This is a genomic window from Candidatus Clavichlamydia salmonicola (genome assembly GCF_015356765.1).
GTDB classification, from domain to species: Bacteria; Chlamydiota; Chlamydiia; order Chlamydiales; family Chlamydiaceae; genus Clavichlamydia; species Clavichlamydia salmonicola.
This window is the reverse complement of record NZ_WTCQ01000004.1, coordinates 14,588-32,453: the sequence shown is the minus strand read 5'-3', so window position 1 is coordinate 32,453 and position 17,866 is coordinate 14,588. Positions and strand designations below refer to the sequence as shown.

At 32.3% G+C, this 17,866-nt stretch carries 11 protein-coding genes and 2 tRNA genes; 4 read left to right on the top strand and 9 right to left on the bottom strand.

Annotated features, from left to right (window positions below; translation table 11 throughout):
- Position 1 precedes the first annotated feature (1 nt).
- Positions 2-3,442: a hypothetical protein gene (locus CLAVI_RS04340; protein ID WP_194844373.1), complete on the bottom strand. Its 3,441-nt coding sequence runs from the start codon at positions 3,440-3,442 to the stop codon at positions 2-4.
- 328 nt (positions 3,443-3,770) lie between these two features.
- Between CLAVI_RS04340 and rpe the strand changes: the two genes are divergently transcribed.
- Genes rpe through accC form a run of 4 tightly spaced genes read left to right on the top strand, consistent with a single transcriptional unit; the run spans position 3,771 to position 6,882 of the window.
- Entirely contained in the window at positions 3,771-4,481 is a 711-nt protein-coding gene (rpe, locus tag CLAVI_RS04335) for a ribulose-phosphate 3-epimerase (protein ID WP_194844372.1), read from the top strand.
- On the top strand, positions 4,471-5,028 hold the full coding sequence (locus CLAVI_RS04330; RefSeq protein WP_194844371.1) for an elongation factor P: 558 nt from the start codon (positions 4,471-4,473) through the stop codon (positions 5,026-5,028). Before rpe ends, CLAVI_RS04330 begins: the two co-directional genes overlap by 11 nt.
- Before the next feature lie 22 nt (positions 5,029-5,050).
- Positions 5,051-5,527: an acetyl-CoA carboxylase biotin carboxyl carrier protein gene (accB, locus tag CLAVI_RS04325; RefSeq protein WP_194844370.1), complete on the top strand. Its 477-nt coding sequence runs from the start codon at positions 5,051-5,053 to the stop codon at positions 5,525-5,527.
- A complete protein-coding gene (gene accC, locus CLAVI_RS04320; RefSeq protein WP_194844369.1) occupies positions 5,527-6,882 on the top strand; it encodes an acetyl-CoA carboxylase biotin carboxylase subunit in 1,356 nt (451 codons plus the stop codon). Before accB ends, accC begins: the two co-directional genes overlap by 1 nt.
- Positions 6,883-6,906: 24 nt before the next feature.
- On the opposite strand, the gene CLAVI_RS04315 is transcribed toward accC, so the two are convergent.
- From CLAVI_RS04315 to CLAVI_RS04280, 8 genes are all read right to left on the bottom strand, one after another.
- Positions 6,907-7,812: a YitT family protein gene (locus CLAVI_RS04315; protein WP_194844368.1), complete on the bottom strand. Its 906-nt coding sequence runs from the start codon at positions 7,810-7,812 to the stop codon at positions 6,907-6,909.
- A 47-nt stretch (positions 7,813-7,859) separates the two neighbouring features.
- Positions 7,860-7,933: transfer RNA gene (locus CLAVI_RS04310), tRNA-Asp, on the bottom strand.
- Positions 7,934-7,951: 18 nt separating this feature from the next.
- A tRNA-Val gene (locus CLAVI_RS04305) sits at positions 7,952-8,024 on the bottom strand.
- A gap of 56 nt (positions 8,025-8,080) precedes the next feature.
- Complete coding sequence (gene surE, locus CLAVI_RS04300) at positions 8,081-8,923, bottom strand: 5'/3'-nucleotidase SurE (RefSeq protein ID WP_194844367.1); 843 nt, start codon at positions 8,921-8,923, stop codon at positions 8,081-8,083.
- Positions 8,924-9,220: 297 nt separating this feature from the next.
- A complete protein-coding gene (locus CLAVI_RS04295) occupies positions 9,221-13,030 on the bottom strand; it encodes a hypothetical protein (protein WP_194844366.1) in 3,810 nt (1,269 codons plus the stop codon).
- A 108-nt stretch (positions 13,031-13,138) separates the two neighbouring features.
- Positions 13,139-16,189, bottom strand: a complete 3,051-nt coding sequence (locus CLAVI_RS04290; protein WP_194844365.1) for a hypothetical protein — start codon at positions 16,187-16,189, stop codon at positions 13,139-13,141.
- A 571-nt stretch (positions 16,190-16,760) separates the two neighbouring features.
- A complete protein-coding gene (locus CLAVI_RS04285; RefSeq protein WP_194844364.1) occupies positions 16,761-17,219 on the bottom strand; it encodes a hypothetical protein in 459 nt (152 codons plus the stop codon).
- Between the two features lie 185 nt (positions 17,220-17,404).
- Entirely contained in the window at positions 17,405-17,788 is a 384-nt protein-coding gene (locus CLAVI_RS04280) for a hypothetical protein (RefSeq protein WP_194844363.1), read from the bottom strand.
- Positions 17,789-17,866 lie beyond the last annotated feature (78 nt).

The following is a 17,866-nucleotide window of genomic DNA, read 5'->3' as shown; positions in this document are numbered from 1 at the left end:
TTTATGGAGATTCTATTGATTTATCCCAGGGAAGAACTGGTACAGTTTGAGAAGGAGCATTATCTCCTAAGACAGAAAAAAGTTGATCAGCTAAGCTGCCCACTACATAACCAAGATGGCCCCCAGAAGATCGAGCCATTAAAATTCCTATACGGGCATATGCAGATGTCCAATCTAATTCAGGATGATTAAAAGATCCTCGCATTTTTACTTGGAAGAAATCTTTTTTGGCTAAATCAGTTAAATTAAATCGTTGTTGTAAAACACTAGGTGCAATCCCTAATGTAAGCTTTAATTTATCATTTAAAATATCTGTTTTCCCCCATACAGCAATATGAATTTTGTGATCCAAAAGAACATCAAATCTTCTTTGGTAAAGAACGCCGTTTTGTAAACTAAAAAATAAAGGAGAAAACCAAGCTTCCACTTTTTCTCCTCCATCTTCTGTTTTTAAAAATTCAAATAATTTATGCACTTGGCCTTGGTTATCTAAATAAATTTTTCCTAAATCAAGGGTGGCATGGTTAATTTTAATATTTTTAAATTCAAAATCTTTAAAGGGAAAAGAGAAATCTTCAGCATCAATTTGAAAAAATATAAAACGATCAGAATAAGTGCCAGATACAATTAAAGGATTTAGGGTTTTTAAAAAAGCTTTTGCTATTTGATCATTGAGATGAAAAGAAAATTTAAGATCATCACATAGACGAATTATATCAGATTGGACATCTAATGGAAGAATGGCATGTAAATTAGGTGATTTGAGATCAAGTGTTACAGGGCCTTTAAGTTGCATTAAATCCCAAGAAGCTTTGACGTCTATAGAATTTCCTAATAGTGCTTTCATTTTTTCTGCATGAGCATAAGGAGCTTCTAATAGGCCAGTTAAAAATGAATAAGGAAGATTTTCTGTAGCAGCAGCCCCTTGAATGCTCATGCCAGGGTTTAAGGCATGTTTATCTCGTTCCATTAAATTATAAACAGTACCATTTAAAAAAAAGGGAGAACTTTTTTCTGAAGCATTATCTTTTTGTTTATGATTGCCAGTTAAAGAATAACAACTTTCTCTACACATGGTTTGTCCTGAAAAAGAAGCTTTTAAGTCTGTAATAACTACTTTGTCTTGTGTTCTTTTTTCAATAAAATTTAAAGGAGAAGATGTTAATTCTAAGTGTAAGCCACCCTTTAATAATCTAGATAAGAAGGATTTATCAGTTTTTTTAGGTAAAGAAAAGTCTGAAAAATGTGCTTCTATTACACTGTCATTCATTAAAGATAAGTGAGAATATTGAGAGTTGTCTGAAGGGTGCTTTCTAAATAAGGCATATTTTTCAGGTGTTAATTTAAAAATGCACATGCCTTTAGAATTTGGCAAAATATTTTCATTATTATCTAATCCTAAATCTAAGGAAAGTTCACAATCAGGACTTCTTAAAGCAGATTTAATCTGAAAAGCTTTCTTTTTTTGGGGGGCTCGTTTTATCTCAAAAATATTTTTCATACTAGTTCCTAAATATTCATTAAAAGGAAAATTAATATTTAAGAGTTGATTGAAGATATCAGGATTAAAATTTTGTATAAATCCCTTAGTAACAATGGAAGCATTAGGAAAAACTGGAAATCCATCTGTGTAGGTATAATCAGTAATATGTAGTAATGGAATGGAAATATGAGCTGAAGAATGATTTAATAAATGATAATGACCTTCTAATTTACCCCTAATAATGCCTTCTTTTCCTTGAAAATTAAAGGAACAGGTTCCATGAGTTAACTCCATGTTTTTTAATACAGGAGAAATTTTTTCTAAATTTAAATAATCACATCCAATATGAGATACTAAATTTATATTTTTTAATGAAAATGGATTGTCTGTAATTTCAATAGTTTTTCCATAACCAGCCCAATGATTTTTTCCAGCATTTACATCAAAAGAAAAGGACAATGGTCCCATTCGTGTTCCCATGCCACTTTGCCCATTAAAAGCAATATGAGCTTCTGGATAACCAATTAAAGACGAGTAATAAGGAGATAAGGCTATTTTTGAAACAAGAGTTACTTCTGTTTTTTTAGGAGTGCTTTCTCCTGAAATTTCTGTTGTAAAAAATGGATGTGAACATTGGCATTTCATGCGCATATTTTTATGATCAAATTCTCCTGACAATTGTACGCAAAGGGGAAGGTCTGCATAATGATTAATCCAGGAAGAGTCTTTAGTAAAAGGTAAAAAAGCTCCTATTTTGGCTTCTTTTTGAAGTAACTCAATATGCCAAGGGTCTTTATTTTTTTTGGTTACAACTAATGCAGAAGGGATTTTATAGCCATTATTTTCAAATGTAAAATTAGAAATTAAATGTGCTTTTTGACGAGATATTACACCTGTAAAAATCAAATCATTAAGAACAAAATCTGCATGACCTTTTTCTATGGCTGTACAAGATATTGCATCAGATTCGCCTCTAAAGCTAATAAATTTCTTTTTAACAGAATTTTCAAAAGGATAAAAAGACCAAAATCCTTTTGTAATGTGTAGGCGAATAGCTTTAGAGTTTTTAACAACAAATTGCTTTAATGTATCTGGCAAAAAAAATGGGGTGATTTTTGAACCAGCTCCTAAGGCTATATAAGAAGGATGTTTAGAAGAAAAAATAAAGGAATGTTGATCAATTTTAGCTTTAATCCGAGCCTTTAAGGAGCCTGCTAAAATATTAAGATCTATAAAAGAATCTTTATTTTTTTTAATCGTTTTAAGATCGCCTTCAATGAAAGCAGTATTTGATACAAGTTCTAATAAAGGAGTAATAGCCATATGTTTAAGCCATACAGATGGAAAGTCTCTTACTTGGCCAAAAAAAGATGGTGCGTCTCCATAAGACCACTGTAATGTTACAGCTCCTTGTACTCGATCATATGAACTAATAGCTTTGATATCGCCATACTCCTTCATCCAATTAGCTTGAATCTCAGAAAGCATACAAGATGTACCATCTTCTAAGGAGTTAATATTGAAAGAACCATTGGATATTTCAAATCGAGAATGTTTTAAAAAATCATAAATCAGTGGTTTATTAGAAAAAACCTCATCTTTGCTAACCTTAAGAGTATAATTACAATTTTTTATAGAAATTTTTTGAGGAAAGGAATGAGAAATGAGTCCTATTAATGAGACATGTAAATCTAGTAGCTCTGCTTTAAATTGGGCAGTGCCATCTAAGCTACAGCAAGTAATATTAGAAAAACTTTGTTTACCAAACCAAGACAAATTAAGAGATGACATCGATATTGACATTCCAAAACTTTTGGAAGCAATTTTCATGACTATTTCTTTGCCTTTTTTAGAGTTATCAATCAATAAAGGAAACAAAACAATAGAAGAGCAAAGGATGCCACTAAAAAAAACAAAGCTATACTGAATTAACAACTTTTTTTTAGCTTTTTTTTTCATGAATGATCCTATAGCTTAGATACATTTTAATAATTGTTCTAAAAGTACTTAAGCTTCAAAATATGCCCAAAAAAATGCTTTTTCCATAAATGTAACACATTGCCAACAACTTAAAATAAGAAAGCTAAGAAAAACTACTGGGATTCTTTTAGAATATTTATTCTGGAATTATAAAGGTAGTTTTGAAAGAGAAAAATAATTTTTTTTTCTTTCTCTATTTTCTATTTTAAAATAGATGCGAGAACAGAATTTGTGTAAAAAGAGTATACATATATATCATGGTCTTTTTACAATACGTTCTTTTTAGAAAAAATTTTACTTTGATCACGTGAATTCAAAAAAAGTAATAATAGCCCCTTCTCTGATAGCTGGTGATTTTGGTAAATTAGCAGAACAAGCAGTGAAAGTTTTTGAAGCTGGTGCTGATATACTACATCTTGATATCATGGATGGACATTTTGTTCCTAATTTAACATTGGGGCCAGATGCTGTAAATGCCATTAATAAAACAGTAGATGGCTTCTTAGAAGTTCATCTTATGCTTTATAATCCTTTTAACTTTATTGAACCTTTTGTCAAAGCTGGGGCTGATAGGATAATTTTTCATTTTGAATCGACTGAAAATCCTAAAGAGCTTATCTCGTATATTAAGTCTTGTAGTATAGAATGTGGTATTGCCTTTTCTCCAGAAACTTGTATGGAATTTATGCTCCCATTTGTTTTTCTGGTTGATTTGATACTTATAATGTCTGTTAATCCTGGATTTTGTGGACAAAAATTTATTAGAGAAACTTGTGACCGTATTGCTTTTATTAGACATTTTTGTCGAAAAAATATGATCACATCTCAAAGTAAAAAAGCTATGACAACAGAGTATCCCATAGAAGTAGATGGTGGTATCGATGGGGATACAGCTGTTTTATGCGCTAAATCAGGAGCAAATGTTTTTGTTTCTGGTTCATATTTATTTAAAGAGAATTTAATGAAAGAAAAAATAGCACATTTACGCACGACAACGGAGTCTACCTATGGTCAATAGTAGTCAACTTAACCCTGGAATGATAGTTTCTATTGATGATGCGCTCTACAAGGTTGTTTCTATAACAAAAGTTTCAGTGGCTAAGGGAGATCCTTTTTTAAAGGCTATTCTTAAAGAAATTTCTTCTGAACAGGTTATTGAGAAGAATTTCAAATTAGGACAAGATCTAAAAGAAGTAGCTTTTGAAAGTCATTCGATAGAATTTCTTTATCAAGAAAATGGTGATTACCTATTTTTAGATGTTGGAAACTATGAAAAAGTTTTAGTAGAAGCTAGTGTTATAGGAGATAAGGTATTGTTTTTAAAAGCTGGCATACGTCTTACTGCTATGGTTTATGGCAATAAAGTTTTCTCTGTAGAACTTCCTTATTTTTTAGAGCTTATGGTTTCAAAAATGGATCTTTCTGGTGAAGAAATTGCTTTAGCTGGGGGAACGAAGAGGGCCTTATTAGAAACAGGCGCTACAATACAAGTTCCACCGTTTATAGAAGTTGGTGATGTCATAAAAATTGATACAAGAATTTGTGAGTATATTCAAAGAGTTTAACCTTCAATCTAAAAGGGAATATATGGACCTCAAGCAAATTGAAAAAATTATGATGGCAATGGAACGTAATCGAATCCGTAAATTTGCTATTAAAAGAGATGGGTTTGAGATGGAATTGGAAAAAGAAGGATCTTATGATTCTCAACAAGCTTACATGTCTAAGTTAGAGCAACCCATCTTTACTGAGTTTTCTCAAGAAAAACCTTTACCCACATCTTTAGAGCCCCCAGCTTCCTTGAAAGCATCTGAAGAAGATCAAGGTATTTTTATCACAAGCCCAATGGTCGGAACTTTTTACTCAACTCCTGGGCCTGATCATCCAGCATTTGTGAAAATTGGAGATCATATAAATGAAGATTCTTTGGTTTGTATTATTGAAGCTATGAAGGTGATGAATGAAGTAAAAGCAGGAGTCAAAGGCATTATTACAAAAATTTTATTAGCTAATGGAGATCCTGTTCAATTTGGAACTAAAATGTTTTTAGTTGAGCCTATTTAATGAAAAAAGTTTTAATTGCCAATAGAGGCGAAATAGCTGTTAGAATAATTCGAGCTTGTCATGAGTTAGGATTAGCTACAGTTGCAGTGTATTCAACAGCTGATAAAGATGCTTTACATGTTTTGCTTGCAGATGAAGCTGTTTGTATTGGTGAACCAGCTGCATTAAAATCTTATCTTAAAATTTCTAATATTTTAGCAGCTTGTGAAATTACTGGGGCTGATGCAATTCACCCTGGCTATGGTTTTTTAAGTGAAAATACAAATTTTGCAGCTATTTGCGAAAGTTGTGGTATTACATTTATTGGACCTTCAGCAAAAACCATTGGTATGATGGGAGATAAGATTCAAGCAAAATTAATTGCTAAAAAAGCTAAATGCCCAGTAATTCAAGGCTCAGAAGGTATCATTAAAGATGAGCAAGAAGGGTTAGAGATATCTAGAAAAATTGGTTTCCCTGTTATCATTAAAGCTGTAGCAGGTGGTGGTGGCCGTGGTATCCGGATTGTTTTAGAAGAAAGTGAATTTTTACGTGCTTTTTCTTCAGCAACAGCAGAGGCTACTGCAGGATTTAATAATCCAGCTGTCTATATTGAAAAATTTATCCAACATCCTCGGCATATAGAAGTCCAATTACTTGGAGATAAACATGGTAATTGTGTTCATCTTGGAGAAAGAGACTGTACAATGCAACGAAGAAGACAAAAGCTTATAGAAGAAGCTCCAAGTCCTGTTCTTACCCCTGAATTAAGAGAAAAAATTGGTAAAACAGCAGTTGATTTAGCAAAAGCTGCAGGTTATTATTCTGCTGGAACTGTTGAGTTTCTGTTAGATAGCAGTAAACGCTTTTATTTTATGGAGATGAATACACGTATTCAAGTAGAACATACTGTTACAGAAGAATTAACAGGCATTGATATTTTGAAAATGCAAATCTTGATTGCGCAAGGTCAAAAGCTTCCATGGAAACAACGTAATATTCAATTTTCTGGTCATGTAATCCAATGTCGCATTAATGCAGAAGATCCATTTAATAATTTTATGCCTTCTCCAGGAAGGCTAGAATATTATCTTCCTGCTGCTGGTCCACATGTACGAGTTGATGGAGCTTGTTACAGTGGTTATCATATCCCTCCTTATTATGATTCCATGATTGCTAAATTAATAGTAAAAGGATCAGATAGAACTGAGGCTATAGCTATTATGAAACGTGCAATTAAAGAATTTCAAATAGGTGGTGTCCATTCTACTCTTCCTTTTCATCAATATATGATGAGCTTGGATGACTTTATCAATAATGAGTATGATATTGGTTATGTTGATCAAATGTTAGAATCAGGAACGACTTTTCAATAATATGAAAAGAAGAAGATAAATAATTTATTTTCTTGTCTGTCTACCATTAATGACTTCATGAAGGTTGCCTATAGCAATAAAAGCTCTTGGATCTTCTTTATGGACTAATTCTTTAAGTTGAGATAATTGCAATCTTTCTACCACAACGTAAAGCATTTCTTTATTTTCTCCTGTAAATCCTCCACGTCCTTGTAGATATGTTAGGCCAACACCTAAAACTTCTACTATAACTTTACCAAGACGTTTAGGAGTAGATGAAATGATAAACACAGATTTTGTATCATCGAATCCAACAATGACAGTATCCATAACACGGATGGCTACAACAAATGTCATTAAAGAAATAAATGCAGAGTGCCAATTTTTATAAACAAGACCCGCTAAAAGAAAGATAAAAACATCAATGAATAAAATTACTTGACCAACAGTAAAACCCATTTTTCTATTAATAATAATGCCAAGAATTTCAATGCCATCTGTAGATCCACCATGCCTAATAATTAAGCCAATGCCACATCCAATAGTACACCCACCTAGTACAAGAATTTCTAATTCTGAACCATGAAATTCTAAAAGAGGAAAGCCAAATTTACCAGTAAGTGCTTTTAGTACCCCTAAAGATAAAGAAAAAATAACAATAGAAGCAAACATTTGAATAACAAACTGTCTTCCAATTTGCTTATAAGCTAAAAATACAAATGGCAAGTTAAAAAGAACTAAGAAAAGAGAAAGATAACTATCACCAACAAAGTGGGAGGCCATAATTGCTAACCCTAGAACACCACCATCAATAAGTTGATTAGGTAGTAAAAAAGCATGTACACCTAGTGCAGCTAAGAAACTTCCTGCAATAAACCAACTAAATGTTCGTAGATAATAAGAAAAAGAACTAAACCCTGAGAAATGTTTTTTATAAGGCTTAAAAGACATGGAATCCCCCTCAAAAACAACCTCAAAAATTAAAGCAAAGAGAGAAACGCGAGAGACGGGACTCGAACCCGCAACTTCCGCCTTGACAGGGCGGTGCTCTAACCAATTGAACTACTCCCGCAAATGCTCTCCAAAAGTTTGGGCACGACAGGATTTGAACCTATGACCCCCTGTGTGTAAGACAGGTGCTCTAACCGCTGAGCTACGCACCCTCTGAAGAAGCTGAAAGGAAAGAATATCCTAAGAAAAGGTTTTCTTACAATAACTTTCAACACATATGATCAAGTATCAGAGTTTTTTCTTTATATTCAGCAAATGCCATCTCTTGAATGATTCTTTCTCGTTCAGACATATCAGGTAAAGTTATGCCAGAAAAAGTATCTATAGGTACTACTGTCACAAAATTACGTTTTAAAAAATTTGTATCGCAGGGGATGAAAGCATCCTCTTCTTCTATCATTTCTGAAACTCTATTAAATAAAAGGTCTGCACCATCTTTTCCAATGCACTGCATTTCTTCTGCAGCTATGCTAGTGCCTTGTTTTGTGAATTTTACACCTGCTACTTCTTTACATAAAACAGGCGGAAAATTGACATTTAATGAGACGCCTTTAGGTAATCTATGATTATTCAAATAATTTAATATCAAAGGGACGTATTTTTTTAACATGTCATTATCCACAGATGGGACTGGGCCAACTTGAGAAAAAGCAATACCAGGAATTTGTTTAATAGCTCCTTCTAAAACAGCTCCTACTGTTCCAGAATATAATATATTTCTGCCAGCGTTAGATCCAATATTAACTCCAGAAATAAGAAAATCAAAATGAACATCTTTTAGTAAGGCGCTTAATGCAATTTTTATACAATCAACAGGAGTTCCATCAATTGACCACGCTGGTATTCCTTGAGGCCATGCATAAGGACGTGCTTTTATAATAGCTTTATCAGAAAAAGATATGCCAGAGCCTGATCGATGGAGGGAAGGAGCCACAATGTAAAGTTCTATATCTACAATGTTTCGTAAAACTTCTGCAAGTTGTATTAAAGCTGGAGCCTGAATACCATCACCGTTTGTAAGTAAAATTTTTAATTTTTTTGTGTGTTTCATGCTCAATGCTCAATGGTTAAAAGTGATAATTCTGACAAAATCAATATGAAAAAAATGCCTTACTTAAAAAAAACAACCAAATGTTCAGGGATTACAAATTGTAAATGATGATTATTTTTTATCGTATTTTTTTATAAAAATTAGCCTGTAATTATACTGACAGTAATAAAAGTTTGAAAATCAAAAAAATAGCGATCAATGAATATAAATCATTGTTTTTTAGGCTTTTGAGATACTCAGGCAAAGCCTTTTATATCAAGTTTCCTTAATTTTCAAATTCTTTTTCAAAAATATTTGTCATTCGATAGAATCATACACCATAATATTCCAGCCAATTAATCCATTAATTAGTTTTGATGCCATTGTGATATAAAAAAAATTATAATCTTCATCAAACACATTATTAGAAACAATATCCCATAGACCTGAAATATTAGAACTAGATTGTTGGTGTAAATTTCCCATGCTTAATTTTATAGGACCATTTTGATCAAGAAGCATTAGATTTATTAAATTATTTGAAGAACTTGAACTAGTAGAAAATAAAGATGCAGATAAAGAATACAAACCAGGCTTGCAAATATATAAACTTGTCCTTCCAATGCCATCTATATTAAAGTAAGAATCTGCAAGCTTAGATTTACGCAAAGAAGTTTGATAACCAACCCATCCCATTCTTATTTCTTCTGAAATTTCATTCAGAAGAAATGGCTCCATACTATTGATCATAAAAGCTGCAACTGTTCTATTGGTGCTAATATAATTTTGAGCGTTGGGGGATTGATGCATTATGTTAGAAGAATTGATATTATGACTCTTAAATAATTCATTAACATATTGCATATTTACAGCATCTGAGTCAGATGCTGGTGCAGCTAAGCCTGTTAACGCAGCTCCATTCATATTAAGAGAGCCACTTGAAGAAAAAGTTACTGTTTCTAAAATTGAAGATTGGGAGATAGAAGTTTTGATATCTTCAATAAAAGAGCAAAGTGTGCCCAAATTAACAGCATCTGTAGGCTCAGAAGGATTGGCTAATCCAGTGATTAAATAGCCTTCAACATCTTGAGAAGCTCCCATGTGAATATTACCATGAAGAATGCCTCCAGTAGAAGATAAAGCACCAATTGTAGATGGGGTAATATAAGAAAGATAATTTAATAAAACACTTAAAGATATTGCATCATGAGGATCAATAGGATTTGACAATCCTTTTATGGAATAATTATTCATTTGAATAGGGCCTTGCATATCTCCACCAGTTACTGATAGAGCATCTAATGAAGAACATGTAATCAATGCCAAACTATCATTCAATGATTGTAGATTAACAGGGTCCATAGGATTAACAGGAGTTGAAGTAATGTTAAGATTACTACATTGTTGAGCAACTCGTGTTAACCTCATATCTAAAGTTTGTAAATTAACAGCGTCTGTAGGCCCCATAGGATTATTTAACCCTGTAATGATTCCTTGATTTTTTAAATCAAGACTACCATTTATAACTCCTCCTGACAGAGGCAAAAAATTATTTTTAAGGTAACGTAAGTTGACTGCATCACCACCAATAAATGGATCATGAATATTTGTGACAAAATTACCATTCATATAAAGAGGCGCAGAGATATTAACTGTGGCAGTGAAATTAACTATTCCTGAAATAGTACCTCCTTTATTAGATAATACACCTAAAGAAGATGAATTAATATTGCTCACAGAAGCTAACAATGTCTGTAAATTAACTGCATCTCCTGGATTAATTGGGTCAGCTAAATCTGATATAGTATAAATTCCAGCCATATTTAAATTTCCCTGTAAATCAGGATTAACAGAGCTGGTATTAACATGAATACCTTGTTGACATGCTGCAATTTTTTTTTCTAATGTTTGTAAATTAACTGCATCTGTTGGGTTCTTAGGATTTATTAACCCAGTTATTATACCTTGAGATTGAAGATCAATATCACCAAAAAGTTTTCCTCCAGTTAAGGGAAGTACTTCTAAGGTTTTTGAAGATATTTGACGTATTTTATCTTTAAAATATTCTAGAGTTACTGCATCTGTTGGGTTTACTGGATGAGCTAATCCTGTAATTGTGTAACCATCAAGATTAAGATCTCCTGATAAGGTTCCACCACTTACTGGAATAGCTCTTAGGCTTTTTGTTGATATTTGCCCTAAAGCATTTTTTACAAAAGCTACATTTACTGCATCTGTTGGATGTACTGGATTTGACAAACCTGTAATGATATTACCATCTAGATCAATACTTCCAGATAGTTTGCCTCCACTTAGTGATAAGACATTAAGATTTTTAGCTGAAATCATCGCAATACTACTTTGCAAATAAGTAAGATTAACAGCATCTGTTGGATGATGAGGTGTTGCAAGACCTGTAATACTATTTCCTCCAACATCAATATCTCCAGCTAGCTTTCCGCCTAAAAGAGATAAGACATTGAGACTATTAGCAGATATACTATTTAGTTGGCTTTCCAAATAAGAAAGAGTAACAGCATCTGTTGGATTAATTGGCTTAGGTAATCCAGTTAGTGGATTTCCTACAAGATCAAGTCCTTGCGTGCAATGTAAATCTAAGCTCGTTTTTAAAACAATTTGATCTAACTTTTCTAAGATATAAGAAAGGTTAACAGCGTCTGTTGGATTAGTAGGTCTAGCTAAACCTGTAATAATCTTTCCTCCCATATCGATGTTATCAGAAGATTTGCCATTTTTAAATGGAGAAGAAGTCGCGTTACTAGAGCTAATTTGTTCTATTTTTTTTAAAAAATAAGAAAGGTTAACAGCATCTGTTGGAAGAAAAGGATCAGATAATCCTGTAATACTGTTTCCCCCAAGATCAAGATGACCTCTTAAAATACCACCTCTTAAAGGTAGTAAAGAAGAGAATTCCATAGAAATATCATTTAAAGCATCTAAGATATAAGCAAGATTAACTGCATCTAAAGGTTCTAGTGGTGCTGGTACTCCAGTAATACTATGTCCTTGTAGGTTAAGAGGACCAGATAATGATCCACCACTTAATGCTAATGCGGAATGCGTATCTGTAATATTACTAAGAGCATCTAAGATATAAGCAAGATTAACTGCATCTAAAGGATCCAGAGGATCAGATAATCCTGTAATACGATTGCCATCTAGATTAAGAGTACCTGAAAATAAGACTTCTTTTGATTTTACTGATTCTATAGATGATGAGGATGATTGCTGCAGCATTTTTTTTAAATAAGAAAGATTAACAGCATCCTTATCATATATAGGATCAGCAATATCTTGAATGCTATAACCTTTCATTTTCAAATTTTGATACATTTCTCCCATAATATTAACAGGGCTCCAATCTTGTAGATTTTTCAAGGCAATACGAATTTTTTCATCTAATGATTGAAGATTAACGGCATCTGTTGGATTAAAAGGATTTTGTAGACCTGTTATAGATCCAGAAGAAGAAAAATGGATATTACCAGTCATGATACCACCTGAAAGAGGAAGTACTTGAAGAGATCGAGCAGATATGGAAGATATTTCTTTATTTAATGTTTCTAAATTAACAGCATCTGTGGGATTTTTAGGATTTTTTAATCCTGTAAGAACAGTATGATTTCCAAAACTAATAACTCCATCTTCTAAGAAAGAATTTTGAGATTTAAATAATTGAAAATGTCTATTTAGATATTTTAAATTAATGGCATCTTGATCATTAATAGGATCCGCTAAACCTGTAATTGTAGCAGTTCCACGCATATTTAAAGATCCCATAACATCTCCACCCCATGTAGGAATAGCCCCTAATATTTCAGGTGTAATACTTGCTAATCTTTCTATGATCGTGTCTGTTGTTGTCTCCATTATCTGGAATAAATTCATTTCAACTAGATCTACTTTGGAATTAACAGTCTTTAATGTTGCAGCGTCATTAAGATCTACAGGATCAGCAATATCTGTAAGCCGTTGGTTGTGAAATGTAATAGTGCCTTCATAAAGAGATAATGGGGGAATAATTGGAATATTTGCTAAAATTATGATTTCAGCCAGTATTTCAGGTTTTTGAATCTGATGTTGGAGGGAAAAAAATTTGTTTTTCATAATTTCCTTAGAGTTTTTGTTAGAAGCTAAAAGCCATTTTCACCTATTGGCTATAAGAAAATTCTTTTAACTTACATGGTTTGTGGCTAATAACAGCCATTAAGTTCATTAAAATGGAATGCCATAGGCAAAAATGCTCCAGAAAAATCCTTCTGTCATTAAAGGAAAATTACCTGAATAAACTAGAAAAAAGTGATCACTACCCTTTTGAGTACGTTCATTTATAGGCCAAGAAGAATTAATATTGAAAGAAGTGCCACTTTCTGGATTATTAGCGCCTATTTTATATGAAGATAGACCTCTATTAATATATAAAGAAAGCTTACATCCTGGAGATAAAGAGGTTTCTGTTAACACTGATATATTGATGGAATAGAGTTTTTCTCTATAAAGAAGAAGCGCGCTGCCATTGACACCACCTACTTGAAAATAACGAAAAGCGTTAGGGGAAGATTCCATATCATCTCCAAAACGATTCCAACTAATTTTTGTAGAATTATTCCATAATAAAGAAGTAATCTCTGTCATTGGCTTGATTAAAAATGCCTCTAAAATACCACAAGTGTTGAGGTAAGCTTTAGAAACAGCATCTGTATCATTAACAGCCAGAGGAAGACCTGTTAATAAATTATTGGCCATGTCTAATGGACCTACTGGAGCTGGACACTTTGGTTCAATATTAGCTACTAATATATTGGTAGTATTCAATAGATCTTTTAATAAATTTTTTATTGTTCGAAAGTTAACTGCATCAAGATCATTAGCAGGATCTGATAATCCAGTAAGAATATGTGCATTCATATTCAATGAACCATTCATTTGTCCTCCATTAATAGAGAGCATGTTAGCTAAAGATTTATTCAAAGTTTGAAGATTTACAGCATCATAATCATCAACAGGATCTTTTATGCTTGAGATAAGATTTTTATTAAGATTTAAGGGGCCTTGTACATTTCCTCCTTCTACAGGAAGGTAATTAATTAAATTTCTTTTCAAGGTTTGTTGGTTAACAGCGTCTGCATCATTTATAGGATCTGCTAAGCGAGTAATCCTATTACTAGACATATCTAAAATACCTAGTAAAGACCCCCCATTTTTAGATAAAGCATTCCTTGGAATAGCAAATGCTTCAAGTTCTCTTTGCAAAGTTTGTTTATTGACAGCATCTCTATCATCAACAGGATCAGCTAACCCTTTTACAGAATAACCAGCATAAAATTTAGGCCCACTCATATTGAGGTCTCCAGAAAGAGAACCTCCTTTTAAGGATAGAAAAGTTTCTTGCAATTTTTCAAAAAATGAAGCTAATTGTGCATCTAAGAGATCCAGATGAACAATAGAACCATTTTCAATAGCAGCTTTAATGACTGTATGCAGATGTCTATTTTCATTATATAAATTCTCTTCATACAAAGCAGTGTAAGCAGTTGTAAGCGTCCTCAAATTAACAGCGTCTGTGTCATTTACAGGATCAGTTAATCCTGTGATTGTAGCTGTATTTTTTAAATCAATATTTTCATTTAAAAATGTTCCCTTTAATGGAAGATAGTGATGGAGAAGTTCTACCACACTTCTTAAATTGATTGCTTGAGTACCTTCAATAGGATCAGGAAGATCTGTAAAATAATGGGTATTATTCATGCTAATAGATCCCTGCATTGTACCCCCATTTATGTTAAGTGAAGAATCTAAACTTGTTACAATACCTGTAATTTTTTTTAAATTTATACTGGTGCTCTCTATTTGAGTAAGCATTGGAGTAGTGGCTTCTTCTATTTTTTTTGTAATAGTGTTTTCAAGCGTCTGCAAGTTAACGGCATCATTTTTTTTCTTAGGAGAAGGGATACCTGTTAATGAATTACCCATAAGATCTAGATTGCCCATTAAAGAACCACCTTTTAAGGGGAAATAATTAAGGTTTGCATATTCAAGAGAAATAGCATCTTTTGGATTTACTGGAGAGGGCAGGCCTGTGATCGTGCTAGTGCCTTTCATTAGAAGGCTACCCATTAAATAACCTCCATGAATCGATATATAGCTTTTTTGTAAAAATTCTAATGATACGGCGTCTGTAGGATTAGAAGGGGGCATAAGACCAGTTAGAAGATATTTTTTATTCATATCTAAAGATCCTTCCATAATGCCACCTGTTATTCTCAAAAAATTAACAGCTTCCGATTGAGAAACAGGATTAATCATGTGGATATGCTGCAACAGGGTATTGAGATTGACAGCATCAAAAGGATCTTCAGGATTTGATAAATTTTTAATTTTCCATTTATTTTCTAAACTTAAGTCTCCTTGTAACAGGCCACCGCGCCTAGATATATAATTAAGTTCAGCAAACCCAAGATTAATAGCATCATTTTGCTCTATAGGATCTCCTACCAAAGAAAGGGGATTAAAATTTAAAGATAATTTACCAGTTACATGTAAGTCACCTGTGATGATCCCTCCTTTAGTTGAAAGAAAGATGCCATCAAAAGCATCTTTGGAAATATAAAGATTTTTTACAGTTTTAAAATTGACTGCATCATCATCGCAAAGAGGGTCAGCTAATCCTCGAATTCTATTTTTGTTTAAATATAAGGTTCCCATTACATTACCGCCCCAAATAGAAAGGGCATATTTTTTTAAATAAGACAAAGGAACAGCATCAGACTCATTAACAGGAATAGCAATTCCCGTGCATAGATAGCCTTGCATATTAAGCGCACCTTGCATCAAACCACCTTGCAGAGGAAGTGCTTTTACGCTCTCAGCAGTAATCAACTCTAACTTAGCATTCAATGTTTGTAAATTTACAGCATCAGAGGGATCAGCTGGATTAGGAAGACCTGTAACAGTGGCTAAGTAGCCCATAGATAAGTTTTTAGTAACCAATCCACCCCATATACCTACGCAATTTTCTCTTAAAAATCTTAAATTAACTGCATCTGTTGCATTAGTAGGATCAGTCAAGCCATTTATAGCGAATCCTTTGTTTTCTTTTGTTTCACCCATGTTTATAGGACCTTTCATCACGCCACCAGATAAGGGCAAATAACCTAAGGAAGTCTTTTCAATAATAAGATATGGACTGGTTCTAGCAACTTTAAGTTCTTCTAAATAAGTTTTATGTAAATTATTAAATGTTATTTTAACAAATGGTTTATTCATATTATTCCTAATGTTCTAAGGTATAAGCACATGGTTTATTTTGGCTTTATAAAATAGATTAAAAATCCATGGCTATTTTTATGACTAAAAATTCTTTTTCTTCATCATCGTGCATAATTAACAAATTAAAAATCTGAGCATAACGATAAATAAATGATCTCAAGATATTATGTAGGGGGGGATTTGAAAAGGAAAACATCTAAAACAGAAGATGATGGACGCTGTCAAAATATGGTAAGAAGAGAGAATGAAGTTTAAGAGTGCTATCAATTGAATATGAATACAATAAACGATACATTTCATTCTTAATCACTATATCTTCTTTTTATTATAAAAACTTTTTTATGTAAATGTATTTAATTTTAATAATTTAACTTAGTAATATTTTTGATAAATTTAAAATATTTAATAACTTTTACAGTAGAAGAGCATCTAAGAAACAGGGTTGAACATAATTGAAACAACAAGGTCTGATAATGTATATTATGTTGCGTTTGTGATTAGATTAAAGAGCTGGATTGGAGATGTTAATAAAAATTGGGAGAAAAATAAATATGAAAAAAACTTCCTTCTAGGAATCATCACCTTCATCTTCAAATTGATAATAGAAGACTGGAATTTGGGTATTTATGAATAAATCTGGTATTGGCGATTTTTGACGTGCAGCCTCTGCAATCACAACAATCTTAAAAATAGTAAAAATTCCAGGAACTACAAACAACCATTTTGCTGGATTATGAGTTAATATTTCAATAACATGCCATTTATTCAATATCACTCCCTTGCAACCAGAATCTTTATAACCAGGATAGTCCAGACATAAACTGCATTTTGGATTCGTTATTAAATGAATTAAGACTTTAAAAACATTAATAACCAGTAAAAAAATGTTAGTTACTAGTGTAACAATAAGCATTACTGGAACAGAAATGGGAGAAAAAATTAGATCAATGAACACTAAAGTTGTTTTAGCTTTATTTGATAATTTTGGAGGTTCTTTAACACCTCCATATAAAATAGAAGAAATCATTATTTATAATATGTTTTTAGAAACTAATAGAACCATTGGCTAGCATATTACTATAACTAAGCCCTTTTTTTTCTCTCATTAGATATAGTATATATACATGCCTGAAAAAATGCCAGGAATTAACCCTAATACAAATTCAAGTTTTTGATCATATTGGGTGCTGTCCCCTATTAAACTTTTTGTTTTCAATTTCTTTTAGCATTTTTATTTATTTTTATTCTTTTCTCTAACATTTGAACCCCATAAAATCCAGGAATGATTCGTAATAACCATTTTAAAAAATGAGTTTGTGTTTTTTCTATTTGATCAATTTGGCCCATTATATGAGGATGTTCTTGTAAAGGTGGTGGAGCTTTAATATTTTGAGATTTTTTTAAAAATGAAAGAGAAATTGAATGGCATAACGCCTTTATCAACAAGGTGATGAGCGCAACAAAAGCTATAAGTGGACCAAATAATAATCCAACGACTATTGAGCCAATAGATGGCTTAAAAGGAAGAGTTGCTCTAAATTCTAGCAACGCTTTATTAAACTTAGCAGCAATTTTATTTGATTTTTTATGCGCCATGATTAATCCTTTAGATAAAATTATAATCTTTTTCTATAACATTGAATGAGTGCTTTGTAAAATATAAATTTTATTAAA

Bases quoted from the DNA above. Each gene is read 5' to 3' on its own strand.
- surE (WP_194844367.1), bottom strand. From the start codon at position 8,923: ATGAAACACACAAAAAAATTAAAAATTTTACTTACAAACGGTGATGGT.
- CLAVI_RS04340 (WP_194844373.1), bottom strand. From the start codon at position 3,442: ATGAAAAAAAAAGCTAAAAAAAAGTTGTTAATTCAGTATAGCTTTGTT.
- accC (WP_194844369.1), top strand. From the start codon at position 5,527: ATGAAAAAAGTTTTAATTGCCAATAGAGGCGAAATAGCTGTTAGAATA.
- accB (WP_194844370.1), top strand. From the start codon at position 5,051: ATGGACCTCAAGCAAATTGAAAAAATTATGATGGCAATGGAACGTAAT.
- CLAVI_RS04285 (WP_194844364.1), bottom strand. From the start codon at position 17,219: ATGATTTCTTCTATTTTATATGGAGGTGTTAAAGAACCTCCAAAATTA.
- CLAVI_RS04315 (WP_194844368.1), bottom strand. From the start codon at position 7,812: ATGTCTTTTAAGCCTTATAAAAAACATTTCTCAGGGTTTAGTTCTTTT.
- CLAVI_RS04290 (WP_194844365.1), bottom strand. From the start codon at position 16,189: ATGAATAAACCATTTGTTAAAATAACATTTAATAATTTACATAAAACT.
- CLAVI_RS04330 (WP_194844371.1), top strand. From the start codon at position 4,471: ATGGTCAATAGTAGTCAACTTAACCCTGGAATGATAGTTTCTATTGAT.
- CLAVI_RS04280 (WP_194844363.1), bottom strand. From the start codon at position 17,788: ATGGCGCATAAAAAATCAAATAAAATTGCTGCTAAGTTTAATAAAGCG.
- CLAVI_RS04295 (WP_194844366.1), bottom strand. From the start codon at position 13,030: ATGAAAAACAAATTTTTTTCCCTCCAACATCAGATTCAAAAACCTGAA.